Source organism: Caballeronia sp. SBC1 (genome assembly GCF_011493005.1).
In the GTDB taxonomy this organism is placed as follows: Bacteria; Pseudomonadota; Gammaproteobacteria; order Burkholderiales; family Burkholderiaceae; genus Caballeronia.
In genome coordinates, this window is sequence record NZ_CP049157.1 from 1,168,352 (window position 1) to 1,194,639 (window position 26,288).

Annotated in this window: 21 protein-coding genes and 2 pseudogenes; 12 read left to right on the plus strand and 11 right to left on the minus strand. The window is 58.2% G+C overall.

The window, feature by feature from the left end:
- The first annotated feature begins 12 nt into the window (after nucleotides 1-12).
- Entirely contained in the window at nucleotides 13-1,218 is a 1,206-nt protein-coding gene (gene tssL, locus SBC1_RS23310; protein WP_241202218.1) for a type VI secretion system protein TssL, long form, read from the plus strand.
- Nucleotides 1,219-1,255: 37 nt separating this feature from the next.
- Entirely contained in the window at nucleotides 1,256-5,455 is a 4,200-nt protein-coding gene (gene tssM / locus SBC1_RS23315; protein ID WP_165095316.1) for a type VI secretion system membrane subunit TssM, read from the plus strand.
- Nucleotides 5,456-5,547: 92 nt separating this feature from the next.
- On the opposite strand, the gene SBC1_RS23320 is transcribed toward tssM, so the two are convergent.
- From SBC1_RS23320 to tssI, 8 genes and pseudogenes are all read right to left on the minus strand, one after another.
- Entirely contained in the window at nucleotides 5,548-6,192 is a 645-nt protein-coding gene (locus SBC1_RS23320) for a GAD-like domain-containing protein (protein ID WP_165095311.1), read from the minus strand.
- Complete coding sequence (locus SBC1_RS23325) at nucleotides 6,189-7,262, minus strand: polymorphic toxin type 15 domain-containing protein (RefSeq protein WP_165095308.1); 1,074 nt, start codon at nucleotides 7,260-7,262, stop codon at nucleotides 6,189-6,191. The genes SBC1_RS23320 and SBC1_RS23325 overlap by 4 nt, the downstream gene beginning before the upstream one ends.
- A 12-nt stretch (nucleotides 7,263-7,274) precedes the next feature.
- A complete protein-coding gene (locus SBC1_RS23330; RefSeq protein WP_241202217.1) occupies nucleotides 7,275-8,183 on the minus strand; it encodes an ankyrin repeat domain-containing protein in 909 nt (302 codons plus the stop codon).
- 370 nt (nucleotides 8,184-8,553) lie between these two features.
- Nucleotides 8,554-9,351 (minus strand): ankyrin repeat domain-containing protein, encoded by a 798-nt coding sequence (locus tag SBC1_RS23335; protein ID WP_165095305.1) that lies wholly within the window; start codon nucleotides 9,349-9,351, stop codon nucleotides 8,554-8,556.
- A gap of 100 nt (nucleotides 9,352-9,451) precedes the next feature.
- The gene (locus tag SBC1_RS23340) at nucleotides 9,452-9,844 is read right to left on the minus strand and encodes a hypothetical protein (RefSeq protein ID WP_206366101.1); all 393 of its coding nucleotides are present in this window, start codon (nucleotides 9,842-9,844) and stop codon (nucleotides 9,452-9,454) included.
- 12 nt (nucleotides 9,845-9,856) lie between these two features.
- Nucleotides 9,857-10,765, minus strand: a complete 909-nt coding sequence (locus SBC1_RS23345) for an ankyrin repeat domain-containing protein (protein ID WP_241202216.1) — start codon at nucleotides 10,763-10,765, stop codon at nucleotides 9,857-9,859.
- The gene (locus SBC1_RS23350; RefSeq protein ID WP_165095302.1) at nucleotides 10,758-11,249 is read right to left on the minus strand and encodes a hypothetical protein; all 492 of its coding nucleotides are present in this window, start codon (nucleotides 11,247-11,249) and stop codon (nucleotides 10,758-10,760) included. The genes SBC1_RS23345 and SBC1_RS23350 overlap by 8 nt, the downstream gene beginning before the upstream one ends.
- Before the next feature lie 133 nt (nucleotides 11,250-11,382).
- Nucleotides 11,383-12,318 (minus strand): annotated as a pseudogene (gene tssI, locus SBC1_RS23355) (type VI secretion system tip protein TssI/VgrG); the annotation flags it as partial.
- Between tssI and SBC1_RS40015 the strand changes: the two are divergent.
- Nucleotides 12,317-12,439 (plus strand): annotated as a pseudogene (locus tag SBC1_RS40015) (DOPA 4,5-dioxygenase family protein); the annotation flags it as partial. The pseudogenes tssI and SBC1_RS40015 overlap by 2 nt on opposite strands.
- A gap of 26 nt (nucleotides 12,440-12,465) precedes the next feature.
- On the opposite strand, the gene SBC1_RS23360 reads toward SBC1_RS40015, so the two are convergent.
- Nucleotides 12,466-13,383 (minus strand): AraC family transcriptional regulator, encoded by a 918-nt coding sequence (locus SBC1_RS23360; RefSeq protein ID WP_165095292.1) that lies wholly within the window; start codon nucleotides 13,381-13,383, stop codon nucleotides 12,466-12,468.
- A 320-nt stretch (nucleotides 13,384-13,703) separates the two neighbouring features.
- On the opposite strand from SBC1_RS23360, the gene SBC1_RS23365 reads away from it, so the two are divergent.
- Nucleotides 13,704-15,089, plus strand: a complete 1,386-nt coding sequence (locus SBC1_RS23365; RefSeq protein ID WP_165095289.1) for an NAD(P)/FAD-dependent oxidoreductase — start codon at nucleotides 13,704-13,706, stop codon at nucleotides 15,087-15,089.
- An 18-nt stretch (nucleotides 15,090-15,107) separates the two neighbouring features.
- On the opposite strand, the gene SBC1_RS23370 is transcribed toward SBC1_RS23365, so the two are convergent.
- Nucleotides 15,108-16,124, minus strand: a complete 1,017-nt coding sequence (locus tag SBC1_RS23370; protein WP_165095285.1) for a LacI family DNA-binding transcriptional regulator — start codon at nucleotides 16,122-16,124, stop codon at nucleotides 15,108-15,110.
- Between the two features lie 290 nt (nucleotides 16,125-16,414).
- Between SBC1_RS23370 and SBC1_RS23375 the strand changes: the two genes are divergently transcribed.
- The 6 genes from SBC1_RS23375 (at nucleotide 16,415) to SBC1_RS40460 (ending at nucleotide 24,446) form a co-directional block, all read left to right on the plus strand.
- A complete protein-coding gene (locus SBC1_RS23375; protein ID WP_165095281.1) occupies nucleotides 16,415-17,557 on the plus strand; it encodes an ABC transporter ATP-binding protein in 1,143 nt (380 codons plus the stop codon).
- An 11-nt stretch (nucleotides 17,558-17,568) separates the two neighbouring features.
- A complete protein-coding gene (locus tag SBC1_RS23380; RefSeq protein WP_165095277.1) occupies nucleotides 17,569-19,509 on the plus strand; it encodes a beta-galactosidase in 1,941 nt (646 codons plus the stop codon).
- A gap of 35 nt (nucleotides 19,510-19,544) precedes the next feature.
- Nucleotides 19,545-20,789: an ABC transporter substrate-binding protein gene (locus SBC1_RS23385; RefSeq protein WP_165095273.1), complete on the plus strand. Its 1,245-nt coding sequence runs from the start codon at nucleotides 19,545-19,547 to the stop codon at nucleotides 20,787-20,789.
- Between the two features lie 70 nt (nucleotides 20,790-20,859).
- A complete protein-coding gene (locus SBC1_RS23390) occupies nucleotides 20,860-21,768 on the plus strand; it encodes a carbohydrate ABC transporter permease (protein ID WP_165095269.1) in 909 nt (302 codons plus the stop codon).
- 14 nt (nucleotides 21,769-21,782) lie between these two features.
- Complete coding sequence (locus SBC1_RS23395; RefSeq protein WP_165095264.1) at nucleotides 21,783-22,634, plus strand: carbohydrate ABC transporter permease; 852 nt, start codon at nucleotides 21,783-21,785, stop codon at nucleotides 22,632-22,634.
- Nucleotides 22,635-22,847: 213 nt separating this feature from the next.
- Nucleotides 22,848-24,446 (plus strand): methyl-accepting chemotaxis protein, encoded by a 1,599-nt coding sequence (locus SBC1_RS40460; protein ID WP_165095261.1) that lies wholly within the window; start codon nucleotides 22,848-22,850, stop codon nucleotides 24,444-24,446.
- Between the two features lie 136 nt (nucleotides 24,447-24,582).
- Here SBC1_RS40460 and SBC1_RS23405 read toward each other — a convergent pair whose 3' ends face one another.
- Nucleotides 24,583-24,792, minus strand: coding sequence for a hypothetical protein (locus SBC1_RS23405; RefSeq protein ID WP_158937921.1), 210 nt, complete (start codon nucleotides 24,790-24,792; stop codon nucleotides 24,583-24,585).
- A 692-nt stretch (nucleotides 24,793-25,484) separates the two neighbouring features.
- On the opposite strand from SBC1_RS23405, the gene SBC1_RS23410 reads away from it, so the two are divergent.
- Complete coding sequence (locus SBC1_RS23410) at nucleotides 25,485-25,733, plus strand: DUF4148 domain-containing protein (protein WP_165095257.1); 249 nt, start codon at nucleotides 25,485-25,487, stop codon at nucleotides 25,731-25,733.
- A gap of 162 nt (nucleotides 25,734-25,895) precedes the next feature.
- Nucleotides 25,896-26,189, plus strand: a complete 294-nt coding sequence (locus tag SBC1_RS23415; protein ID WP_165095254.1) for a hypothetical protein — start codon at nucleotides 25,896-25,898, stop codon at nucleotides 26,187-26,189.
- Nucleotides 26,190-26,288 lie beyond the last annotated feature (99 nt).

Sequence of the window (26,288 nt, forward strand, 5' to 3'; positions counted from 1 at the left end):
ACCGGGGAAGCTTTGAGCGAGTCATTGGAACTGCCCGCGCCGGAAAACCCTGCACAACGCCTCGTTGCGATCCGTGTGGCCCAGAATCCGCTTCTCGAAGCGTCGCGTGTACTGTTGCGCGCGCTTGCCGATATGCCGGACACGCTTGAGTCTCAGAGTGCCGTCGAGGCGCTGCGAGTCGCGCTTGAACAGGAAGTACGCATCTTCCAGAGTTTGTGCGAACAGGCCAACATCCGGCGCGACCACATGCTTGGCGCACGTTATTGCTTGTGCACCGCGCTCGACGAGGCGGCGATGCAAACGACTTGGGCAAGCGACGGCAAAAGCAGCCTCGGCAAGTGGAACACGGATGGATTGGCAACCACCTTCCACGAAGACCGCAACGGTGGCGACAAAGTCTATTACTTAATTGGCCGCTTGATGACCGAGCCGAAGGAGCACCTCGACTTGCTCGAAGTGATCTACCGGGTTCTGAGCCTTGGCTTTGAGGGGCGTTATCGTCACATTACCGACGGGCGCCGCCAGCACGACGCCGTGCGTCAGCGGCTCTACACAGAAATCATGTCTCAGCGCGGCCCCGTGCCGGTGCCGCTCTCGCCGCACTGGCAAGGCGACACAAGTGGTCACAGTCGACCGTTCTACGACTTTCCCGTGTGGATCTCAGTGGTCGTGCTTTCGGTGATCCTGCTTGGGTTTTATGGCTATGCGAAATACGAACTGATGACGCGCAGCGCCGCGATTGAGAGAAAGATCGCCGAGATCGGCCACATGACGCCCCCGCCCGCTCCGCCTACGCTGCACCTAACGGAACTGCTCAAGAACGAAATTGCCGCCGGCAAGGTCAGCGTCGATGAAGATGAACATCACAGTGCGGTGACATTCCACGGCGACGATATGTTTGTGGCGGGTAACGCATCGATCAACCCATCAATGCAACCACTCGTCGCCAAGATCGCAGCCGAAATCATCAAGGTGCCGGGCAAGGTCACCGTGATCGGTCACACCGACAACACGCCTATTCGTGGTCGCGCGTTCACGTCGAACCAGGCACTGTCGGAAGAGCGTGCCACTCAGGTCATGCAGTTGCTGCAGAACGCAGGAGTGCCAGCGAGCCGCCTTGAAGCGATTGGCAAGGGTGATACGGCGCCAATCGCAGACGACAAGACGTTCCAAGGGCGTGCGCAAAACCGGCGCGTCGAAATCAACGTCGCAGAGTGAGCGGCGCAGCGCATTCGTCGTACTTCGGGATTTGAGAATGAAGAAGTTTTTATTGTTTCTAGTATCGCGGCAAGTTTTGGCGCTCACGGTGCTGGTCGTTGTTGGTCTGGTCATCTGGTTTCTTGGCCCCCTGGTTGCGTTCGGCGGCCTTACGCCGCTCGCCAGTGTTGGGATGCGGGTTCTCACGATTGCCTTGCTGCTGGCTGGACTGCTGCTGTGGCTGGCTGGCCAGTCGATCAGCATCGTCTTCGTCGCCTTGCTGTGCCTGCTGATATGGTTCGCCGCGCCGTTGCTATCGTTTGGACACGCGCATCCTTTCGAGGGCCAATCCACGCGGGCGATGATGATTGCGGCAGTACTCGGCGTATTCGCGATCTACGGGCTCTTCAGGCTCAAGGAACGGCTGCGCGGGGATGCACCGCTGCTAAAGCAGCTGCTGGAATTCGGCAGCAAGCACGAAACGTCGCCAGCAGCGGAGCAGTTGGAGGAGGTGAGCGGAATCGTCAACGCCGCGCTGGAGAAACTGAAGTCGATGCGCACGGGCGCACGAGGTCTCAGCCGTCTGTTCCAGGGCAAGCGCTACCTATATGAGTTGCCGTGGTATATCGCGCTCGGCTCGAAGGGCGCGGGAAAAACCACCGCGATGCTCAACGCCGGTCTGGCGTTCCCTGTGGCCGAGCAGATGCAGCAGGCCGTTGACCAGCTAGCCGCAGGCACTGGCACCGCTCGTGTCGACTGGTGGCTGACCAACGAAGCGGTACTGATCGACACAGCGGGACGTTACGCTCGGCACGGGCTGACATGCGGCATCAGCAAGATCGACCAACCGCTCGCGGCGAAACCGGGTGTTGCTGCCGCAGGTAAGACCAAAAGTGAAACCGCTACGCAACCACCGAAACTTGGGGATTCGGGGCAGCCCATTGCGTCAGCACAACAAACAGACGCGTCAAAGCCTGAGGACAATGCTGATACCGCCCACGGCCCCACTGATATTGACGCCGCCGAATGGCGCGGCTTTCTGGCGCTGCTGCGCAAGCACCGCCCGCGTGCGCCGATCAACGGTGCGCTCGTGTCGGTCGATCTGGCCACGCTTACCAACGAGGACGGGTCCACGCGTCTGAGCGAAGCAGCCGTTCTGCGTACCCGTCTCGCCGAATTGCGTACGGAGTTGGGGATCCGCTTCCCGGTTTATCTGATGATTACCAAGATGGATTGTCTCACCGGTTTCAACGAGTATTTCGGCTCGCTGACGTCGGAAGGCCGCTCGCAGACGTGGGGATTCACATTGCCCTATGGCCGTGAAACGGTTGCCAGAGAAAGTTTGCGCGCTCACTGCCGGTCGGAGTTGGGTTTGCTCTCGACGCGTTTGGCCACAGGCGTAAACACGCGCCTGCAAGACGAATACGATACCCGGAACCGCAGGAAGCTTTCAGCGCTGGATCAGGAGTTCGCGGCGCTGATCGGGCCGCTTGCTGCCCTGATCGAGAATGTGTTCCTCGATTCGCGCTACGACGCGACGCAACTCCACGCGACGCTGCGCGGCGTGTATTTTACGAGCGCCGCGCAGACGGAAAGCATAGTAGTTGCGGAGCGTCAAACGATCGTGCAGCGCGTGCGCAGCACGTTCAAGAGCGTGCCTGGTAAGCTAAAGTCCACACCACGCCGCCACAAAAGCTACTTTCTGCAGGATTTGCTGACGAAGGTCGTATTCCCTGAAGCGCATCTAGTTCGCCCGAACCTGCGTTGGGAGTTCCGTTTTCGATTGGTGCGGATGATCGGTCACGCGCTGGCGATCTTACTGTTTGCGTGGCTATTGAGTGGTATATGGGCAAGCCTTGGAAACAACCGCACCTACCTCGATGCAATCGAACGCAAGACGCACGCACTGTTAGCCAAGGTCACGCAGCTGTACAAGGCCCCGAAACCAGAGGCTGTGCCGGACACGCTGTCTGACGCCCAATATCTACCGACCTATCCTGGACTCGATCTGTCGTCCCCAGACAGCACATATCGCTACGGGCTCTACGTCGCCTCGGACGTAGTCGTCGAAAGCCGCCGCACCTACGACGCGCTCGAAGACAACCTGTTGCTGCCGCAGATCGTACACCGCATGGAAGCGGTTTTGTCCGACGCCATCGCCCGCAAGGACTCGGAAACCGCCTACTCTGCATTGCGTGTGTATTTGATGCTGCAGGACAAGTCCAAATATAGCGCCGACGACGTGAAAGGATGGGTGCTTTCAGACTGGGCTCACACGGACAGCGCGGCTGTATTCGGTGGCCGCGCCTCCATGATTGAGCATGTCAACGCCCTGTTTTCGGGTGCTCGTGTCGTGCAGTCACCATTTGTAAGAAACGATGCACTGATCCAGCAGGCTCGGGCCTTCCTCGAAGCGAATAACGCGACCCAGCGGCTTTACGAGCGCGCGAAAACCGCGATGCAAAAGGAAGCGCCGGAAGAGTTCACACTCCTGCGTGCTGTGGGTCCACAAGCCGGGACAGTGTTCACACGTGCGAGTGGTGAACCACTCTCGCACGGCGTGCCGGGCTTGTTCACCTATGACGGCTATCGCAATCTCTTCGACAAACGCCTTCCTGAATTCGTCCAGCTTGCTCGCGACGACGACGCATGGGTAATGGGTCACAGCCTGCTCGGCGACCCTCAAAAAAAAACGGCTGAGATTGGGAGCCGTGCCGGCATAGGTAACGATCCGCTGACCGAAGAAATCCGCCGCCAATATCTGATGGAGTACGCGCAACGCTGGGACCTGTTCCTTGGCGACATCCGCACGGTCACCGGCACGAGCCTTGCGTTTAACCTGCAGATCTTGCGCCGGTTCGCCGCACCCGACTCGCCGCTATCGAGGCTGGCACAGGCAACAGTGAGGGAAACCACCCTCACGCGCACGGCGGTCGTCGACGACAAGTCGTTTCTCGAAAAGACCGCCGGTCAACTCGGCCAGAAGACGGATCAGGGGCTCGGCATCCGCGCAGAAGAACGCCTGGAACGTGAACTCGTCGACAGCCATTTCGCTGCGTTGCGGGAGGTGACGACAGGCACCGCAGAGACACAGGCGACCGCCCAACCGGCGGTGTCGGCCGGTGCGCCGCAACTAAGCACACTCACGAGCCAACTGAACGATTACTACACAGTATTGACCGTTGCTGACAACGCCCTGACGAACAACAGCATGCCGCCTGCGAGCGATGCCGCTGTGAAGCTCAAGCTGACGGCCGACACGCTGCCCGCACCGTTTCGTGAGGTGCTCCGCAATCTCGCGATTCAGGGTTCGCAAGAGGTGAATCAGGGAATCGGACAATTGTTGTCACGCCAGATGGTGGCGACAATCGGCGATGCGTGCCGGCTCGCCGTTGACGGCAATTATCCATTTTCGCCCGACAGCAGGCAGGACGTGAGCATCGACGACTTCACGCGGGTGTTTGCACAAGGCGGTGTGATCGACGATTTCTTCGTCAAGACGCTCGCGCCGTTTGTCGATACGGCCGCGCGACCCTGGCGCTACAAAACCTTGCCCGGTGCAACTGAACCGGTGCAGGGACCAAATCTAGACTCGTTCGAGCGGGCAAAAGCGATCCGCGATGTGTTCTTCACCGATGTAGGTCAGAAGAAGCTTGCATGGAAAGCGGAGATCAAGATTCCCGAGCTAGATCCGACGATTACTGGACTCGTGCTCGATATCGACGGTCAGAGCGAGCAATACCAGCATGGACCGGACCGACCTTTCGCGGTGACGTGGCCGGGGCCGCGAGGTGGCGCCCACGTGGAGATCACGGCGAACCCGCGAATCCGTCCTGACACATCCACCCTCTCGACTGATGGACCATGGGCACTGATGCGTCTGCTGAAGAAGGGACGGTTGATCGAAACGGCGACGCCAGGGCGTACGCGCGCCGAGTTCGACTTCGATGGCCGCAAGGCGGTGCTTGATATCGCAGGCTCGGGCAGCGTGGCCAATCCGCTTACGAGCAAAGTGCTGACATCGTTTCAATGCCCAAGCTCGATGCCAACGTTCAACTTGCCTGATAGTGGACCACCCGTCGGGTTGCCCTCGGCGCTGCCTGCAATGCAAACGCAAGCGGAACCCGCGCCAAAGGCACCACGCATCGACAGAGCGCCAGAATTAGTCGAGCAAGCACCACAGCAGAGTGCACCGCAACCGGCGAAACCAAAGGCAAAGGAAGCGCCATCGCATGACGACTGGGCACGAGCTAGTTAGGCCGCTGCCGAAGCGAAGGCCGAGGCCAAGTTGAGAAAGGCCTCGGTGCGGGAGTAACCAAGCATCAGATTGCGGTTCCCCAAAAGTGCAAACTAAAGTTGCGTTTGCGTGAAAGGAATTTTCGGTGGAGCAAGTTGACGAAGGAGCCGCAGATGAACATCAAGGTTTACTTTCTTGAGGTGATTCACCGTCATTCTTCCTCCAGCTATCAGCGCTGGCTCGAAGCCGTAAACTTCAGTAGAGTTCAAAGAACCCAAGGTCTTGATAGCCTGCGCAAACAACGACTTTCTGCCTTGATCCTTTAGATCGCATTCCGTACGTTGAAGGCCAGCAAAGAAAATACCAATCTCTTGTTCTGGATCATCAAGCTTGCTACGGACGTCTTGTTCCATCGCGACAATTGCATGCACCGCACACGCGATGGTCACCTTCGGGCCAGTCCGTTCGCCCCATAGAAAGAGATCACCGAATCCCGTCCTTGCAATGACGTGGTACCTATCAATTTCCTCGAAAGGGGTATCTTCAAGCCAAATATCTGCCAGGTCCTCATAGCTGTCCGGATCAACGGTCCAAAACAGACCCTCCGCATAGCAGCTCCAACCAAAGTTGCGCCAGTGATCGAGAAGCTTATCCGGGAGAACACCTTTGAACTTCCGAAGACTCTCCTCCGGCACGGGCACCGAGGATGTGGCTGTACCAAACTGCTCTTCGAACATCTCAAAAAACGAATCTTTCATCGTATTCCTTTGCCGCGGCATAGTTCGAGTTTCACATTCAGAGGAGCATCTCCCTTACCGTTGGTGATGGCATTTTTTGCAACTTTCTCTATGGAGTCCAATCGGCCTTTCTGGTTCCAGCTTGCCCCAATGGAGGAATTTATCCCAGTATCGCCCATCTTGGTCGGGTTCGGGTTTGCCCAGCCACCTGCCACCATATCGGGTTCGTGAAGCGCCGCCATCTTATCCATCAAGATTCCTGTCTTTTCGATAGCGAGCGGCAACGCTTGAGCCGCTTGGGTTCCGTTCTGTACTAGGCCGCGGAAGATGCTTCGTCGGAGTTGTCCTGCGAAGCGATCTCGGAATGCCTCCTGCATCTCGTTGGCAACAGGATTTCTCCCGACTGCACTATATGCGTCGCGCGCAGCTGTGAATTCGTTTGCGGTCAACCTGTTGATCGCCTCTTCTTGACCGCGCAGTTGCTTTGCATATTCTCTTAGATACGAGCGCTGTTCGGAGGACGACAGACCCTTGAAGCCAGTCTTATTGTATGGATGAAAGCACGGTACCTTCTGCTTGGGTAATTTTTTCGGCCCTAATACCTTCGCACCTTCGGTCGCCTCCTTCTCCGCCGCATGTTCCGCCTGCTTGGCCTCCTGTTCTACAACCTGTTTCGCTTCCAACCTGGTCAGTTGCTTGGTTTCCTGCTTTGCAACGCCTTTCGCATCCAGCTCCGCAGCTTCTCTTGCCGCGAGCTTCGCCGCACCCTTGACACCGAACTCTGTCACTTTCCCGACAGTTCCCACCCCGGGCACTAGGTCGAGCGCAGCCGCGCCTCCTGAAATCGCCGCCTGCGAGAGATCGCCTTCTGCGGTGTACACGATCGCATTGGCACCGTCAAAGACCGCGCCAAGTTCCGGAATTGCCCCCAACGCATCTAATCCGCCATGCACCCAACCGCTCGCAGCACTCCACCAACTCGTCTCTGCTACCGCCTCGGCGGAAGCCGCAGAATTAGCGGCCACTGCCGACGCCGTGGACTTGGCGACCGCTCCTTGAAGCCGCCCAATCGTATTACCCTGATCGCTCATTGAACGGCCGCCCTATTTAATTTTCATCTGCTCGCGCACTTGCGCGGGCGAGTCGGGCGGAAACTTCGCGCCTTTTTCCATCATCAGGGCGCGAAGCTCTTCGTACTTGCGAAGGAGCGCTTGCCCTTCTGGCGCTGCGCCCTGAGGAGGAGGTGTTGTCTCGGTTACGACGGGTTTTCCATCGTTGTCGAGGGTGTAGTTGGACACTATTGCTTGCTTTGCGTTAGCTTGCAGATCGTCAATTGACACCTGCACGCCATAAGCCACACTTGCGCCGTTCATCGTGAATGCCGTAACGTCTGCTCCGTGCTGTATGAGGTAAATCGCGATGTCTGGGTGGTTGCTGACTATGGAGTCTCCCAATGCGGTGGCGTGAATGCTATCTCGGTGATTCACATCAGCGCCCCGATCAACCAGCAGACGTACCACGGGGAACGGTTCTTCGCCGCTACCAACCGCCTGTTGCATGAGCGAGGTTCCATCTCGATTTTGATAATCTGGCGAGAGGCCTCCGTCGAGCAACGCAGCAAGCAACGTCGGATCTGTTCTTTTGAGCGCGACAGTAAGCGGCGTTCCCATTCCATCCACATCCTGCTTGTCGGGATTTGACCCGAGCCGGGTTAGCACCGTCACTGCCGGATACTGGTTTTTCATAATCGCGTACCACATGAGCGTCATGTGGTCGCGACCCGGCTTGTCGATTTCCAGTCCTCCAACCGCAGCCCTCAGTTCAGCAATGTCTCCGCGATCGATCGCCGCCGCCGCCGTCAGATACTGCCCGCTGAAATAGCGCCACGCGTATTTGTCTACCATCTTGCATCCCGTCAAAGTAAAGGTCAAAGCGAGTGCGAGCGCGATCAAAATTGAGAGGTGATGCGGCGCAGATCTCGCATCCTGTCCGCAGAAATGGTCGCTAGCCATGAGTCAATGCCTCTGTCAACTTCGTGTCAGCGTGCCTTGTTTGCGCCTCAATGCCGTCGATCACCTGGTCCATGCCATGACGGTTCGGCGTGTTGCCGTGACCGGGCACGGTGTAGGAAGTGCCTACCGCCCTAGGCACCGAGGTCAGTACCTCTTTATCAGCGTGAATGGCCCTAATAACGGAAGTGGCAGGTGTGTTGCCATAACGAGCTGTCGTGGCCGCGTTCAATCCTGCTGCGTTATACGTAGTTGCCGGCAGCCCGCTAGAGCGTGACGCCGCCGATCCCATACGACCACTGAACCGAGATCTCGCGATTTCAATGCTCATACCCGAATGAAAACGTGCCCGATCACTCATCGAACGGCCGCCCTATTTAATTTTCATCTGCTCGCGCACTTGCGCGGGTGAGTCGGGCGGAAACTGCGCGCCTTTTGCAATCATCAGGGCGCGAAGCTCTTCGTACTTGCGAAGGAGCGCTTGCCCTTCTGGCGTTGCGCCTTGAGGCGGAGGTGTCGTCTCGGATACCACCGGATGGCCGTTCTTATCGAGGGTGTAGTCGGACACCGTGGCCTGGTTTGCTTTGGGTTGTAGGCCGTCAATCGACATCTGCACGCCGAAAGCGGAGCTGGAACCATTCGTTGCGCGCGCGTTAACATCTGCGCCGTGCTCTACCAAAAATATGCCGACGTCAGGATTGTCGCTGGTGATCGCCGCATCGAGCGCTGTTGCGCCGATGCTGTCGCGAAGATTCACATTGGCTCCTCGCGCGACCAACACTTGCACCACAGCCAGCGGTTCTTCCCCCCGCATCGCCCACTGCAAGGGAGTGGTGTCTTCTGAACCCTCGGGATTCGGCGACAGCCCGCCGTCGAGCATGGCGGCTAACAGTCGCGGATCTTTTCTTGTCAGCGCGACGTAAAAAGGTGTCCCTAGACCTTCTGCACCCTGTGCCTTCGGATTTGAGCCGAGTTGGATTAAAGCGGTCACTGCACCATACTGATTCTTCACAATCGCGTACCACAGCAACGTCATGTGATCACGGCCAGGTGCGTCGATGTCCAGATTTCTTGCTGTAGCCTTCAGCTCAGCCGTGTCGCCACGATCAATGGCCTCCGCTGCCGTCAGATACGGACCGCTAAAGTATCGCCACGCGTGTTTATCTGCCATCTTGCATCCTGTGAGTGTTAGGGCCAACGCGAGTGCTAGGGTCAGCAAAAACCGGAGAGCTCTTGGCGCAGCACTTACGCCGTATTCGCACGATAGGTTGTCAGCCATGTGTTAATGCCGTTGTTAAGATCGCCTCGTCCTGCTTCTTCTGCGCCTCGATGCCGTCGATCACTTGGTCCATACTGTGACGGCTAAGCGCGTTGCCGTGACCGGGCACGGTGTACGAAGTGCCAACGGCCGTGGGCATCTTGCCCTTCAGACTGCTTTCCTGCACCGAGGTCAGAACCTCTTTGTCGACGTGAATTGCGTTAATAGCGGAAGCGACCGGTGTGCCGCCATAGCGAGCCACCGTGGCCGGGTTTAATCCTGCGGCGTTATACGTAGTTGCCGGCAGCCCACTAGCGCGTGACGCCGCTGATCCCATACCACCACTGAACTGACATCTCGCGATTTCAATGCCCATTACTAAATGAAAAAGCGTCTGATCACTCATCGAAAGGGCGCTCTATTTAGTTTTCATCTGCTCGCGCACCTGCGCGGGTGTGTCGGGCGGAAACTTCGCGCCTTTTTCGATCATCAGGGCGCGAAGGTGTTCGTATTCCCGGAGAAGCGCTTGTCCCTTTGGCGTTGCGCCTTGAGGCAGAGGTGTTGTCACGGTTACGACCGGCTTGCCGTCCTTATCGAGAGTGTAGTCGGACACTGTTGCTTGCTTGACGTTCGGCTGCAAACGATCAATCGTTACTTGCACTGCGTAGGCCGGGCTTGAACCGTTACTTGCGTGGGTGTTGACCTCTGCTCCATGCTCAATCAGGTAGATCGCAATGTCGGGAAAATCATACGTCGCTGAATCGCTTAAAGCAGTGCCTCCGATGCTGTCTCTATGCCTGACGTTAGCGCCACGATCAACCAAAAGCTGTATTGCCGGGAATGGCTTCTCACTGTCCAACAGCGCCTGTTGCATAAGCGAAGTTCCATCCCGATTTTGATAATCTGGCGAGAGGCCTCCGTCGAGAAGCGCACCGAGCAGCGTGGGATCTGTTCTTTTGAGCGCGATAGAAAGTGGCGTTCCCATTCCATCCACGTCCTGCTTGTCGGGATTTGACCCGAGCCGGGTTAGCAATGTCACCGCCGGATACTGATTTTTCATGATCGCGTACCACATGAGCGTCATGTTGTCGCGACCCGGCTTATCGATTTCTAGTCCCACGACCGCGGTCGTTAGTTCAGCAATGGACCCGCGATCAATCGCCTCCGCGGCCGTTAGAAACTGCCCGCTGAAATAGCGCCACGCGAATTTGTCTACCATCTTGCATCCCGTCAAAGTAAGGGCCAAAGCGAGTGCGAGCGCCAACATAGCTGGGACGAAACGCAACGCAGACCATGTATTGTGGCTAGTTAATTGGTTCTCACCCATTGTTTAGTGCACCTTCCAGCGTCGCGTTGTCCTGTTGCTTCTGCGCTTCGATGCCATCGATCACTTGACTCATGCTATGCCGACTCAACGTGTTACCGCGCCCGGGCAGCCTGTACGGGGTACCAATTGCGGCGGGCATTTTGCCCTTTAGAAAAGCGCTTTGTTGCACGGACGTCAGAACTTCGCCGTCTACGTGGAAGGCTTGTATATCAGATGCCACAGGTGTGCCACCGTAACGAGCAACAGTGCTGACGTTCAAACCTGCCGCATTAAATGTCGTTGCTGGCAGCCCGCTCTCAGTCGATGCTGCAGACCCCAGGCCCCCACCAAGCGAATGCCCGACTATCGTGACGTCTCCGTTTGCTGACCTCAGCTTCTGACCGATCTTGACGGCCCTCTGATAGTACTCGGACGGATCATTCTTTCCCTGCTGAATATTGTTGAGCCAATCTGACTCGCTTAATGGGTTAGTGCCTTGAAACACGACGTTCGGGGAAATGTCCTGGCCGAAGCCGCCTTGAGTGTTACGACGTTGAACTCGTTTTTTGCTCCATCGACTGCCTTAAACGCGATCGCATCAAGGGGCGTAAGGTTCCGAAATTCCATGTAACCGGCCCCTAGTTCAAGTCGATGATCTTGCCGTCCACCCGCACGGAACTGCTACCCAAAATATTGATGTTCACGCCGTTGATCGTGATGTCTCCGTTACTCTCCATGACCATCTCTGACAGACCGGTTCGCATTGAAATGCGATCGCCCGCGGTGAGCTGAAACGTTTTGCCAACCTGCATGACCTGCATCCCGTCAATCACCTCGCCTCGGTTGTGCCCAACATGAACCAAAGCGTCATTCTCGACCTCGGTGCGCATGTCCTTTTCGGCATGAATCCAGACCTCCTCGTGCCCCTTCTTATCCTCGAAGCGGATCGCGTTGGCCGTGCCGTAGCCGCCACCCTTGGTCGATCTCGACAGCGTGCCGCTTTGGGTCGCATTGCCCGGCAGCGACCACGGCGGCATGTTCAGTGCGTTGTAGACGCGTCCTATCACGATCGGCCGGTCCGGATCACCGTTCTCGAAATCGACGATCACCTCGCTGCCCACCCGAGGAATATTGATCCCACCGTAGTTGTTGCCCGCCCACGCATACGACACTCGTACCCAGCACGAGGAATTCTGGTCGCGTACCGGCGAGCGGTCCCAGAGAAACTTCAGCTTCACCCGCCCGTACTGGTCCGTCCACAGCTCGCTGCCTTGCGGCCCTGTTACCACCGCAGGCTGTGGCCCCCTGGTGCGCGGCTTGAGCACCGTGCGCGGCGACCGGAACACCGTGGTCGCCGGCTGCACGACAAACGAGGTGCTGATCTGGTATTCGCCTAAACCACTCGTTTCACTGGTTTCGGTTGCCGAGAACTGGGCGCTGAGCACCAGGTATTCCTGATTCGCATGATCCTGTGGATAACCAGCGAGCGTGAATGTCGTGCCGCACACCACGTCGCGCACATTACCGCTACCCGATGCCCGCTCGCCTTGAGCACGTAGTTCCTCCATACGTAACCACGGCGCGCTGGACGTTTTCCTCCATCCCAATACCGGCGATCCGTTGCGCGACCATCGGGACGCGGCAGTGTGGATCGGCAACTCGCACAAGCTGGTGCTCGACAACTTCATGGCCTGATTAAAGCGTAAAGCGGTCCGCCAGACTCACGAACCCCGCGCTTGCCTGAACCCGCCTGGCCCCACCCCATACGTGTCTTTAAACTTCTTGCTGAACGCCGATTCCGACTGGTAACCAACATTGTCTGCAATCTCGGCAATGCTCTTCGATGTACGCGTCAGCAAGGTTCCCGCAAGCTGCATGCGAATGCGCGTGAGCAGGGTCATCGGTGAGTCTTCGGTGAGCGCGCTGAACGTGCGCATGTAGGTGGCGCGTGACATCGCGGATTGCTGCGCCAGCATCTCGATCGTCCATCGTTCAGCGGGCCGTTCCAGCATGGCAATGACCGATGTCCCAAGCCGCGGATGCGCGAGCAGCGCGAGTACATCGGTGGTGGATGGTTGCTGTTCAAGATGCGCCCGCAGCAACAGGGTAAACAGTGCAGTGGAAAGCGCCGACACAATGGAATACGCGCCCGGTGCGGCCTCGCTCGCCTCCTTGCGCATCATGCCGACCATGCGCGTGAGATCGGGGACATCGGCGCGGGCAAAGGACATTTTCACGAGGTCCGGCAGCACGTCGATAAGCAAAGCATTCGCCGCGTAGTTAAAGCGGCCGCATAACAAATCGAGGCTCGCCGCATTTGGTCCGCAATTCGTGCGGATCGTCACCACGCCGTTATCGCGGCTCAGCATCTCAGCGTGTTCGCTGCCGTTAGCCGATTCCAGTCCCTGCAACACGTGGGCGTTGCCGCGCGGCAACATGACAATATCGCCGGTTTCCAGCAGCACGTCGGCCTTCCCGCGGAATTTGAGGAGACAGCACCCGGCGAGCACCACGTGGTACACCGCTTCGCTCGGCGGGGCGGCCGGATGGTCCAGTTCCCACTGCCCGCTGAGAAGGCAGCGCAGGTCGAGCACGCCTTGCAGGCGGGATAGCTGGATCAGTCGGTCGAGTGCATCCATGGTTGAGTTGAGAAGCGCAAGTGGCAAGGAATGAAAGGCGGCGTAGTGATCTTACCGGAGAACGCAACCCGCAATCATCGGCCTGAGCTTGCGCGTGCGTGATCACCAGTAAGCAATTCGTTTGCAATTAAGCCCGGGCAATGAGACGAACGCGCATCCATTCAAGCCGGTCCGGCATGGCGGTTCGGCGCTCCGGCGTCTACATTTACGTCATGGCGGGGGCAGGGTTGTATCGAAGCAAACCCGCTCTCTCGGCATGGCGCGGATCCCCCCACAGGGCTCGGTTAGGCTATGCGCAAACCTTTGAAAGGGAGCTGAAAATGTCGACGGTCGAGCAATTCGAATATGTGTTTCTGGGGGGCGGAAAGGGCGGCAAGACGCTGGCGATGGAACTCGCCAAATCAGGCAAGCGCGTGGCGGTAGTCGAGGAGGGAATGATCGGTGGCTCGTGTATCAACGTGGCATGTATTCCAAGCAAGGCGCTGATTCAAACCGCGCGCATGATGCACGCCGTGCAATCCGCAGACATATTGAAGGGCGGCACTCGCGACGCCAAGGTCGACATGACGCAAGTTCACCGCCGCGTGCGCGAGGTGGTGGACGGTATGGTCGATATCAACGCAAAAGCGTTCGAAGCGTCTGGCTTCGACCTGATCCTCGGCAGCGGACGCTTTGTGGGACCGCGCCGCATTCAGGTGGCGATGAACGACGGGCGCGAACGCGTGGTCGAGGGCGTTCATGTGTTTATCAACACGGGAACGTTCGCCGCAATTCCAGATGTTCCCGGCTTGCGCGACGCCGCACCCATGACGCACGTTGACGCACTCGAACTCGACTCGCTGCCGGAACATCTGATCGTGATCGGCGGTGGTTACATTGGCCTGGAAATGGCGCAGGCGTTTCGGCGTCTGGGCAGCAACGTAACTGTCGTGCAAGAGGCGCCGCGCGTCGCCATGCGCGAGGACGCTGACGTTACAGATGCCATCGAATCGATCTTGGCGAGCGAAGGAATCGACGTGAGGGTGTCGGTCAAGCCCTTGCAGGTCAGCGGACGCTCAGGGCAATCCGTGACTATTGAGCTCAGCGACGGCACGCGCGTAACCGGCACGCACCTGCTGGTGGCGACGGGCAGGGTGCCGCGTACGGCAGGCATCGGACTAGATGTGGCGGGCGTAGCGCTGGATGAACGCGGGTTTATTAAAGTAGATGAGCGCCTGGCGACGTCCGCGCCGAACACGTGGGCGATCGGTGAAGTGGCTGGAACACCCATGTTCACGCATGCGTCGTTCGATGACTATCGCGTGCTCAAGTCGCAGCTTGCTGGCGGCAACCTAACCACGCGCGATCGCGTCATTCCGTACGCCATGTTTATTGAACCGGAGCTTGGGCGCGTGGGTATCAACGAAAGCGATGCGCAACGGCAAGGCATCGCTGTCCGCGTGGCGAAGCTGCCGATGGCGTCTGTTCCCCGCGCCCGCACGACCGGCGACACGCACGGCTTCATGAAAGCGATTGTGGATACGCAAACGGATCGCATCCTCGGCTTCACAATGCTCGGTTCGAACGCGGGCGAAGTGGTCGCGACGGTGCAGATGGCGATGCTCGGCAATCTCCCGTACACCGCTATCCGGGACGCGATTCTCTCGCATCCGACCATCGCGGAAGGGCTGAACATGCTGTTCGCGAAGATCCCCGAGAGAGCGTGATAGCGCTTCAATAACGCTTCAACCACGCACCCGTCCCGTCGATGCTCTTTGCACCAGCACGGGCGGGGGCGCTACGCGCATGGGTGTCTCGCAGTGGCCACCGCTTTCGATCAACGCCTCCAACAACTCCACGGCCATGGCAGCGGCGGCATCGGTAGGGACCGCGACCGTCGATAACCCCGGTCGCGATTCGCGTGCCAGTTGAATATCAGTAATCCCAATCACTGACAAGTCGTCGGGAATGCGCATGCCCCGATCCGCGGCCGCATGCATCGCGCCTAACGCAGGTAAGTCGTTGGTCGCGAAGATGGCGGTCAGGTCGTCGTGTTCCGTCAGCAATTCGCACGCGGCCTCGTAGCCTCCCTGGACGGCGTCACGGGTAAAACGTGCCTCCTGCGCCGGATGCGCCACGCCCGCAGCCTTCAGTGTGTGACAAAAGCCGGCGTATCGCGCTGCCTGCACACCGTCCGGCTGACTCCCGATGATTGCGCCAATCCGCGTATGTCCGAGGTCCAGAAGATGCTGCGCGGCCAGTGCACCCGCTGCAAAGAAATCGACCGCTACACAAGGCAATCCCGGCGAGACCTCCGGGCGTTCCCACATGCACAACACGACCGGCGTGCCGCGTGCGCGTGTGGTGTGGAGATCGTCGAACGCGATTCGGGAGTTCATCACCAGCACGCCTTCCGACAAGGTTCCCGCAATCTGGTCCAGGTACGCGCGGCTGATCACTGGATCTTCGTTAGTATTGCATACGATCAAAAAACGCCCGTTCTTGCGTGCAGCCCGTTCTGCCGCCAGCGCGAACTCCGGATAAAACGGGTTCGCGATACTGGTCACCATCAGCGCAAGGGTCGGTGCGCTGCCTTCCGCCAGAGCCCGCGCTGTCAAGTGCGGCCGGTAGCCCAGCGCCTCCACCGCATCGAGTACCCGCTGGCGTGTCGCGGCGCCCACCTTGCCGCGATTGCGCAGCACATTGGAAACAGTCGCCGACGTGACTCCGGCGCGTAAGGCGACCTCGGCTAAAGTAGTCATCGAATCTCGAAGCAAGGGTTAACGCGGGTTCAACATCGGCTAAGTTCGGTGAACTGTCGCTAGGGTGGTGCCTTCGTCCAACTATGTCTGTGACTGTCCATATTTTGGGATGGCTTCCCGGCATTTGTATAAATCGGCTGGCACCGCTAGATTTGAGACCCAAGGCAGTTAAAAAACATAGGACGGAGACAGCCAGTCGAAGCGATCCCGAACGCGGATCGTTTTTCACAGGCAGAAGGTTAAGCGCTTAACCTATCGTTGTCTCCCCGGTAAAACACGGAGACGTTGGCATGGCGAGCATCTCGTTACGATCGGTTCAAAAAGCGTACGGCGATCACGCACTCGTGATTCGCGATGTCGATCTGGAGATCGGCGAGCACGAATTCTGCGTATTCCTCGGCCCTTCCGGATGTGGTAAATCCACCTTGCTGCGCATGATCGCGGGTCTGGAAGACATCACGGACGGCGACCTGTATATCGACGGCAAACTCGTCAACGAAGTGCCAGCTGCCCAGCGCGGCGTCGCGATGGTGTTCCAGAGCTACGCGCTCTTTCCGCACATGACCGTCTATCAGAACATGGCGTTCGGCCTGACGCTCGCGAAGACACCTAAGGACGTGATCGACCAGAAAGTGAAGGAGGCCGCGCGCGTGCTCCAACTCGAAGCGTTGCTCGAACGCAGGCCGAAGGAGTTGTCCGGTGGCCAACGGCAACGTGTGGCGATCGGCCGGGCAATCGTTCGGAGTCCGAGCGTGTTTCTCTTCGACGAACCGCTCTCCAATCTCGACGCAACCTTGCGCGGTCAAACGCGGGTCGAGATCGCGCGTCTGCATAAGCAGTTCAATACCGCCAGTGTTGTCTACGTGACTCACGACCAGATTGAAGCCATGACGCTCGCGGACAAGATTGTCCTGCTGCATGCCGGCGCGGACACGACCAAGTACGGCAGCATTGCGCAGGTGGGTGCACCGCTCGAGTTATATCACCGGCCGAGGAGCCGCTTTGTCGCGGGGTTTATCGGCTCGCCGAGAATGAACTTCCTGCCCGCGCGAGTGGTATTGGGCAGCGCGGAAAGCGTGTCGATCGTCCTTGATGGAACGAACGAGCGAGTGCAGGTTCACGCTAACGGTGAGGCCTTGCGGCCCGATCAGGCCGTCACGCTGGGCATTCGTCCCGAGCATCTTGAGCCGGCCGCAAACGATGGATCGACTCAGCAAATCAGCCGCACCGTGTCGCTGGTCGAGCAACTCGGCGAGCACAGTTATCTGCATCTCGATCAACCGGGTGGCGCGGTGCTTATAGCCAAGGCGCCGGGCGACAAGACACCACGGCAAGGCGAGAGCGTGGCCTTTAACGTACCGCCTGCGTCCTGTCATCTGTTTACCGAGGACGGTTTCGCCGTCACATCGGCTGCCATTCAACAATTTGCGTAGGAGCGCACCGTATGCGTCTTGGAGTCTGCTATTACCCGGAACACTGGCCCGAATCGATGTGGAAAGACGATGCGGCGCGCATGAAGGCGCTGGGTATTGACCGCGTCCGGATTGCGGAGTTCGCGTGGAGCCGGATCGAACCGTCGCCAGGCGAATACAACTGGGACTGGCTGGATCGCGCAATCGATGTGCTCGCTAACGCGGGCCTGAAGGTCGTCATGTGCACACCGACCGCGACACCGCCGAAGTGGCTGATCGATCGTCATCCAGACATCCTGCCTATTGGCGCCGATGGCCGCCCGCGTGCGTTCGGCTCGCGCCGCCATTACGATTTTTCATCGCCTTCGTACTTCGAGGCATCGCAGAAGATTTGCACGGCTGTGGCCGAGCGTTATGGCAAACATCCCGCCGTCGCGTTCTGGCAAACAGACAATGAGTTTGGCTGCCATAACACCGTGGTCAGCTATTCGCCCGCCGCGTTGCAGCGTTTTCGAGGATGGCTGGAGCATCGCTATGGCACCATCGACGCGCTTAATACTGCGTGGGGCACGGTCTTCTGGAGCATGGAGTTCCGTAGCTTCGACGAAATCGACCTGCCCGTTGGCACCGTGACGGAAGCCCATCCGACGCATCGCCTGGACTACCGCCGTTTCGCCTCGGATGAAGTCGTGCGCTACAACCGCATGCAGACCGAGATCATTCGCGCGCATTCGCCGCAGCGGCCAGTCGCGCACAACTTCATGCAGCTATTCACCGAGTTCGATCACTACAAGGTCGCGGCCGACCTGGATATCGCGACATGGGACAGTTATCCGCTCGGCGCGCTGGAGGAGCAGTGGTTTGATCCATCGATCAAGTCGAAGTGGCTGCGTACGGGTCATCCCGACTTCGCATCGTTTAATCACGATGTGTATCGCGGTATGTCGAAGTTGCCGTTCTGGGTCATGGAGCAGCAGCCGGGTCCGGTGAACTGGGCGCATTGGAATCCCGCGCCGCTGCCGGGCATGGTGCGTCTCTGGAGTTGGGAAGCGTTTGCGCATGGCGCTGGATGCGTATCGTATTTTCGCTGGCGGCAGGCGCCGTTCGCACAGGAACAGATGCACGCGGGTTTGAACACGCCGGATAACCGGCTCGATATGGGCGGCGCGGAAGCGTCGGTCGTGGCGAAAGAAATTGAGCAGGTGCTGGAGGCAGATGGTGAATCTAAGGTATCCACCAAAGTCGCGCTTGTTTGGGATTACGAAGCAAAATGGTTGTTCGAGATTCATCCGCAAGGTGCTGATTTTCACTATCCGCGTTTTGCGTTCGAGTACTACAGTGCATTGCGCAGCCTTGGGCTGGATGTCGATGTGATTCCGGTGGATGCTCCGCTGGATGGATACAAGATGATCGTCGTGCCGCCGCTGCCGGTGGTACCCGCCGATTTTGCCGACAGGCTCGCGGCAAGCCGTGCACAAGTGGTGCTTGGACCGCGTACGGGGTCGAAGACGGTCAACCTGACGATTCCCGCGGCGTTGCCGCCGGGCGAGGACATCGCCAAACTGATCCCCATCCGCGTGTGGCGCGTTGAATCAATGCGGCCGAACGTGACCGAAAAAGTGGACCAACGCGGTGAGGCGCGGCACTGGCGCGACTTCATCGAGACGAGCGATGGTGCGCAGATTGAAGCGACGTTCGCCGATGGGCACCCTGCTATCGTACGCAGCGGTTCCGTACTCTATCTCGCCAGTCTCTTCGATGAAACGCTGACACAGGACATCTTCCTGAACGTGGCGAAAGCAGCCGGTATCGAAGCCGCACCACTGCCCGACGGCATACGGATCAGCCGACGCGGTGGCTTGACTTACGTCTTCAACTACAACGCGACGCCGTACAAGATTCCGGCGGCCGCCAGCTTCATAGTGGGGCAGGAGGAAGTAGAACCGCAGGGCGTCGCAATTTATAGAGCATAGCTAAGCAGACAACACTCATCGATGAGGAGACACGCATGAAAACCTTGATTCGCCACGGACTGACCGGTGCGGCGCTGGCCGTCGTTTTGGCCACGACCAGCATTGCGCAGGCGGGGACCTTGACCGCGAATATCGCGTTCAAAGGGGCAAGCCAGCGCGCGGTCTGGCAACAGACCTTCGATGCCTTTAAGAAAGCGCATCCGGATATTGACGTGAAGGTGACCTTCGTCGATGAAGAAGCCTACAAGGTGCAATTGCCCGGCTGGCTCACAACCGTCGCGCCCGATATTGTCAACTGGCACAACGGCGAGCGCATGGCGTACTACGCGAAGCGCGGCCTGTTCGAAGACCTGACGCCTGACTGGAACAAGAACGGCTGGAACGCGATGTACGCGTCGACGAAAGAATCATCCACGTACAACGGCAAGCAATATTCGGCACCGACCGTGTATTACGCGTGGGGCATGTTCTACCGGAAGGACCTGTTCCAGAAGGTGGGCATTACCGCGGAGCCGAAGACATGGCCTGAATTCCTGGAAGACTGCAAGAAACTGAAAGCCGCGGGCATTGCGCCGGTTGCAGTGGCAGGACGGGATGCGTGGACACTTGCCGGCTGGTTCGATTACCTCGACCTGCGCATCAACGGCAACGCGTTTCATCAGAAGCTGATGGCGGGCGACATCGCCTACACGGACCCGCGCGTGAAGAAGGTTTATACAACGTGGAAGGGCTTGATCGACGACAAGGTGTTCATCGACAACTCGCTGTCCTACGACCTTGATGCAGTGCAGCCGTTCTTGTTCCAGGGCAAGGCGGCCATGATGCTGATGGGCACGTTCATTACCGGCGGATTCCCGGAGAACATCAAGCCGCAGATGGGCTTCTTCCAGTTCCCGATCATCGACAGCAATGTGCCGACAGCTGAAGATGGTCCGGTGGAGTCGTTGCATATTCCGTCGAAGGCGAAGAACAAGGCGGACGCACACACGTTCCTGGCCTTCGCGGAAACGCCGGATATCAGCGCGCAACTGGCGAAGGGATTGGGGTCGTTGCCGGCCAACAGCAAGTCGCCGGAACCGGATGATCCCATTTCGAAGATCGGCTTCCAGATCCTCTCGCAGACGAAGGGTGGCATTGCTCAGTTCTACGACCGCGACATGACGAAGGAGATGGCTGACGAAGGCATGAAGGGCATGCAGCAGTTCGTGTCCGATCCGACCCAGCTGGACTCGATCCTGGCGCAGCTCGAAGCTACACGCAAGCGTATCTACAAGAAGTAGTGTGACGAGGGCGGCTTGCGACCATCGCGCGCCGCCCTGGTAATGAGCACAAGGATCAGGAGAGCACGTCATGTCCGAAACCCTCAGCGTTCCGGCGATAAAAACAAAGCGCCGCAGAAGGATGTCGGCCACTGCACGCCAGCAGCGGCTGGCGGCGTTCCTGTTCCTCGCGCCGGCCTGCATCATGGTCGCGATCTACGTGATCTGGCCGATCTTCTCCAGCCTTCGGCTCAGCTTTTACAACTGGGACGGGATGACGGAGAAGACCTTCATAGGCTTCGATAACTACGTCGAACTCTTCCACGCGCCCACCTTCTATACCGCGCTGAAGAACAATGTCTTGTGGCTGATCCTGTTCTTGCTGGCCCCCCCGATGGGTCTCGCCGTCGCGTTGTACCTGAACCAGGCGGTAAGAGGCATTCGCATGGTGAAGTCGCTGTTCTTCGCGCCGTTCGTGTTGTCCGGCGTGGTGGTCGGCTTGATGTTCAGCTGGTTCTACGACCCGACCTTCGGCTTGCTGAAGTTGATTCTCGGACACGGCGTGCCGGTGCTGGGAGATCCGCATTACGTGACCTTCGGGATCATCTTCGCCGCGCTTTGGCCCCAGACTGCCTACTGCATGATCCTGTACCTGACCGGACTGACATCGCTTAATTCCGAGCAGATAGAAGCCGCCCGCATGGAAGGCGCGAAGGGCTGGACCATGCTTTGGCACGTCGTCCTGCCGCAGCTTCGTCCAACTACCTTCATGGCGATTGTTGTGACTATCATCGGTGCATTGCGCAGCTTCGACCTGATCTCCGTCATGAGTGGCGGCGGTCCGTTCGAAAGCTCGACCGTGCTCGCTTATTACATGTACGACCAAGCGATCAAGTATTACCGCATCGGCTATTCCGCAGCGATCGCCGTGGTGCTGTTCGCGATCATGATGGTGTACATCGTTTATCACTTGCGCCGAATGTTGCGCACCGAGCAATAAGCCAGGAGCTCGCCATGTTTCCAATGCCTGTCGCCAAGTGGAAGCCCGTCAACCGGGCGCTTTACAAGTTGTCGTTACCGGTCGCGCTCGTGATCTGGTTGCTGCCGCTGATAGCAGTGATGGTGACGTCCATTCGTTCCTCCGATGAACTCGTCGAAGGCAATTACTGGGGTTGGCCACGGCACTTTTCGCTGATCGCCAACTATAGCGATGCGCTGACGACTTCACCTATGCTCCATTACTTGTGGAACAGCGTGCTGATTACGGTACCGGCCGTAGTCGGCTCTATCGTGCTGGCTTCCATGGCCGGTTTTGCATTGGCGATCTATTCGTTTCGGGGTAACACCACGTTGTTCGCCACGTTTGTCGCGGGAAACTTTGTGCCTATCCAGATCCTGATGATCCCGGTGCGAGACCTGTCGTTGCAGATGGGCATCTTTAATACTGTCGGCGCGCTGATCCTGTTTCACGTTTCGTTTCAGACCGGTTTTTGCGCGTTGTTCCTGCGCAATTTCATCAAGCAGTTGCCGTTCGAATTGGTCGAAGCCGCGCGCATTGAAGGCGCGAATGAGTGGACCGTGTTCTTTCGCATCGTCTTGCCATTGATTCGTCCGGCGCTAGCCGCATTGGCAATCCTGGTCTTTACGTTCGTATGGAACGACTATTTCTGGGCGTTGTGCCTCACCACGGGAGACGAAGCTGCACCCATTACCGTGGGCGTTGCCGCGCTCAAGGGCCAGTGGGTGACGTCGTGGAACCTGGTCTCGGCGGGATCGATACTGGCCGCGTTGCCGTCGGTCATGATGTTCTTCGCGATGCAGCGGCACTTCGTTGCCGGGCTGACGTTTGGGGCAACGAAGGGTTAGGGGCATCGGCTATTCGTATAACCGATTTTCGATCTGGACAACGACATAGTCTGTCCTTGAAGGCTATTCGGGTGCTAAAGAAAGACCCATAAATCAAGCTAAATCCCGCTAATTGGGCAGCTTTGATTTATTAATCAAAGACCCCTCCAGTCCTGCCTCCGACCCGCCGATATACCTTCGATAGAAGGTACACGACCAGTCGGAGACAATCGGATGAAAATATCAAAAGCACCCACCGTATCCCAACTTTCGGGATATGCAAGCCTATTTAGTCACATCAGCTTGCGTACCAGCATCACGCTTGTCTTGGCGGTTTTTGCCGCGCTGTTGATTGCGGTCAGCGCATTGGCTGGCGTCGCGCTTCAAACCAGTAACGCCGCGATTGAAAAGATGTACACGGAAGACACGCGCTCGCTTCTTCAAATCAAAAGTAGCTATGAACACGTGATGCATGCACGTCTCGCGCTGGGCAGCTTTGCAGCGCTCTATGGACTAGGCGATGTTCAGCCGGCGTTGCTTGAAGGTGCACATAGCGACCTGCGTCAATCGGACGAGGAAGTGCGCGCATACCTTGCAACCGCATCGGCGGACGATACCGAAACGGCCCTACGCGGTCGCTTTGTCGCCGCGCGCCAGAAGTATCTGCATGACGGTCTCGAAGCCTCTTTCGACGCACTCGGTAAAAGTGATTTCTCGGCCTACAAGTCGCTGCAGGGCGCTGAAACGGAAGCGCTGGCTAATACCTTCGGCGCGCAAGTGGCTGCACTGGAACGGGTTCTCACCGAGCGCCAGAAGGCACGCTATACCAGCGCTCAAGACCGCTTCCACATGATGCTCTGGCTTCTCGCCGCGGCGGCGTTCGCGTCGGTGGTCATCGGTACATTTGCTCGTCATGCATTGCTCAACGCAATCGTCAAACCGGTCGCGCGAGCGATTCGCCAGTTTCAGCGGATCGCTGCGGGCGACCTGACGAATCCCGTCGATATCGGCCGCGACAACGAGATGGGCGCGCTATTGCGCGCGCTCGAGCAGATGCAGCAATCGCTGGTCGAGACCGTGACGACTGTGCGCGCCAGCACCGAATCGATCAACGTTGGCGCAACGGAAATCGCCAGCGGCAACAATGACCTTTCCATTCGAACTGAGCAACAGGCGGTGTCGCTGGAAACCACGGCAAGCAGCATGGAGCAAATCACGGCGACAGCGAAAGCGAGCTTCGAGAGCGCCCGGCAAGCGAGAGAGATGGCGACACAAGCATCGGAAATGGCGGTCAAGGGAGGCGCAGTCGTCAGCAATGTAGTGACCACGATGCAAGGCATTGCCGCTCATTCGAAGAAAATTTCGGAGATCACAAGTGTGATTGACGGCATCGCTTTCCAGACGAACATCCTGGCGCTCAACGCGGCAGTCGAAGCGGCGCGTGCCGGCGAACAGGGCCGGGGTTTTGCGGTCGTGGCCGGTGAGGTACGCAGTCTCGCGCAGCGCAGCGCATCGGCAGCTCAGGAGATCAAGATGCTCATTCAGGATTCGAGTGCGCATATCGACGCTGGATCGACGCTCGTGGAAAGCGCAGGGACGACCATCGGCAGTGTGGTGAGCGCGGTCGAACGCGTCTGCCAGATCGTGACGGAGATATCCGCTGCGGCAGGCGAACAAAGCAAGGGGATCGAGCAGGTCAATCTGGCGGTCGCAACCATGGACCAGAGCACGCAGCAAAACGCGGCGCTCGTCGAGGAAGCCGCCGCCGCGGCACAGTCCCTCAAGAGTCAGGCGAGAACGTTAAGCGAGGCTGTGGAGGTGTTTCGGCTTTAAGGCGTACACGTGGCATGCCCAGTGCCGGCAAGAATTGGCGGCCACGATGTTGAGCGCCGCTTGACGCAGCGCGGCGAGTGAACGCCAGGCGCCAGTCCTGCCCCTTTCACAGCGGCTGGACTGGCGTGACCGGAAATCAGGCCTGTGTTCCGGCACTGTCCGCGTCATCCGGACTGGCTTCGTCCTCTTTCTTTTCTACCAGCGACTCAAGAGCGCCAGCGCCTTTAAAGCCGGCCACGGCCGCAATCCCTTTCGTCAGGATTGAAGCATCCGGATCGACCTTGTCCGTTGCTTCCACTGCCGCGATTGCGCCTGCAACCTTACCTACCTCATCCAGAAATCCCATATCGATCACCGTATATATTGAACGTGAACGCGCTGTATTTCACGTTCACGCATATCAAAGGACGTCGCGGGTGGAACCTTCAGCGGCATCTCCCACCGGCGACACTTCTTCCTCTTTCAGCCTCGTCGACGCCTACGCCCATTTGGAGTGCACGGCAACGAGGGACATGTCTTACGTTGATGACGGCCGTCTGCCCGCCATCGTCAAAGACAATATCACCCCGCGAACCGCGACACTGTAAATTCTTGTTATGGGCCTTCGCGGTCGTTCTTCAGTTCAGCGCCAACGCGCGCTACAGCCGTCCAGATCAGCTCGCCGGCGTCAGCGCACGGGGGCTTTCAGTTGCCTGCTTATCGCCGTCCGATCGTTCACTCCAGGTCCAGGCGATGCGCCTTGTATTTGCGCAAATGTGTGTCGTGCGCAATTTCTACAGCTACCTGATTAAGCGAATGCTGAGCTGAAAGGCGATGACTTTATCAACGGTGGCCGCAATGTTGTGCGTCCGCGAAATGGCGCGAGTGCCAACAACGCGCGCAAGCGCACGACGTCTAACTACACATCTTTTTGGGCGGACTGTAACCCTTGCTGGCAATTGGGCGAAATACCCTATGAAACGTCTGTACTCAAGCGTCCCCTGGACCGGCAGGCACGTCGGCAAGTCAACGGTCGATAAATGACCCTTTTGGAGAGCAATGATGAAACTGAACAAGTTAATGACGATCATGGCCGTGGCGGCGCTTGGTGTGTCGACGCTGGCGAGCGCGCAATCCGTGCAACCTGTGGACGGAAACGCAATGGCGGCGACATCGAATCAAGGTCCGAAAACACGCGAGCAAGTGCGTGCAGAATTGGCCCACGCTCGCATGGACGGCACCATCTCACGTTTCGGCAACCCCGATCCGTATGGACCGGGCGGAACACCGAATTTCACGCGGCATTAAACGACGGGCGGGGCGCGGCAACAGGTCAATCACTACAAGACGAAGGGGAGGTCGCGAGGACTGGCCAGCAGTATGAATGACACCAGTTTGAAATTGAATCAATGAAGGTCAATTGTGTAGGCATCCTTATATTTGTATTATCAACATGAAACTGGAGATCTGATGAAAACGATTCGGAAAATCATCCTGTGCGCAGTGCTTCCGCTGTCGCTGGCGACAGGCCTCGCGCATGCTCAGGGAATTGGGCACGCCGGTATGTATCTGATGCCACAGGACTATCAAATGATGATGGAGAAGCTGACGCCCGAACAACGGACTCAGGCCATCACCATTCAGCAGAAAATGATGCAAATGGAGATGGACCACAAGGAAGCCATGGCTCAAATGGAAATGAAGCACGAGCACGAAATGATGCAGATGCAGAACCAGCTGCTGGAGCTGTTCAAGGGCCACTAGCCCTGTCGAGGAATGGTTTACCGAGGCCGCTTCGGGCGCAATATATCAGTGTCCCGGCACGAGGCAGCTTCGGTAACCCCAACGCCGGGGGCGACGCTG

Bases quoted from the DNA above. Each gene is read 5' to 3' on its own strand.
- tssM (WP_165095316.1), top strand. From the start codon at position 1,256: ATGAAGAAGTTTTTATTGTTTCTAGTATCGCGGCAAGTTTTGGCGCTC.
- SBC1_RS23320 (WP_165095311.1), bottom strand. From the start codon at position 6,192: ATGAAAGATTCGTTTTTTGAGATGTTCGAAGAGCAGTTTGGTACAGCC.
- SBC1_RS23325 (WP_165095308.1), bottom strand. From the start codon at position 7,262: ATGAGCGATCAGGGTAATACGATTGGGCGGCTTCAAGGAGCGGTCGCC.
- SBC1_RS23330 (WP_241202217.1), bottom strand. From the start codon at position 8,183: ATGGCTAGCGACCATTTCTGCGGACAGGATGCGAGATCTGCGCCGCAT.
- SBC1_RS23335 (WP_165095305.1), bottom strand. From the start codon at position 9,351: ATGGCAGATAAACACGCGTGGCGATACTTTAGCGGTCCGTATCTGACG.
- SBC1_RS23340 (WP_206366101.1), bottom strand. From the start codon at position 9,844: ATGAGTGATCAGACGCTTTTTCATTTAGTAATGGGCATTGAAATCGCG.
- SBC1_RS23345 (WP_241202216.1), bottom strand. From the start codon at position 10,765: ATGGGTGAGAACCAATTAACTAGCCACAATACATGGTCTGCGTTGCGT.
- SBC1_RS23360 (WP_165095292.1), bottom strand. From the start codon at position 13,383: ATGGATGCACTCGACCGACTGATCCAGCTATCCCGCCTGCAAGGCGTG.
- SBC1_RS23365 (WP_165095289.1), top strand. From the start codon at position 13,704: ATGTCGACGGTCGAGCAATTCGAATATGTGTTTCTGGGGGGCGGAAAG.
- SBC1_RS23370 (WP_165095285.1), bottom strand. From the start codon at position 16,124: ATGACTACTTTAGCCGAGGTCGCCTTACGCGCCGGAGTCACGTCGGCG.
- SBC1_RS23375 (WP_165095281.1), top strand. From the start codon at position 16,415: ATGGCGAGCATCTCGTTACGATCGGTTCAAAAAGCGTACGGCGATCAC.
- SBC1_RS23380 (WP_165095277.1), top strand. From the start codon at position 17,569: ATGCGTCTTGGAGTCTGCTATTACCCGGAACACTGGCCCGAATCGATG.
- SBC1_RS23385 (WP_165095273.1), top strand. From the start codon at position 19,545: ATGAAAACCTTGATTCGCCACGGACTGACCGGTGCGGCGCTGGCCGTC.
- SBC1_RS23390 (WP_165095269.1), top strand. From the start codon at position 20,860: ATGTCCGAAACCCTCAGCGTTCCGGCGATAAAAACAAAGCGCCGCAGA.
- SBC1_RS23395 (WP_165095264.1), top strand. From the start codon at position 21,783: ATGTTTCCAATGCCTGTCGCCAAGTGGAAGCCCGTCAACCGGGCGCTT.
- SBC1_RS40460 (WP_165095261.1), top strand. From the start codon at position 22,848: ATGAAAATATCAAAAGCACCCACCGTATCCCAACTTTCGGGATATGCA.
- SBC1_RS23405 (WP_158937921.1), bottom strand. From the start codon at position 24,792: ATGGGATTTCTGGATGAGGTAGGTAAGGTTGCAGGCGCAATCGCGGCA.
- SBC1_RS23410 (WP_165095257.1), top strand. From the start codon at position 25,485: ATGATGAAACTGAACAAGTTAATGACGATCATGGCCGTGGCGGCGCTT.
- SBC1_RS23415 (WP_165095254.1), top strand. From the start codon at position 25,896: ATGAAAACGATTCGGAAAATCATCCTGTGCGCAGTGCTTCCGCTGTCG.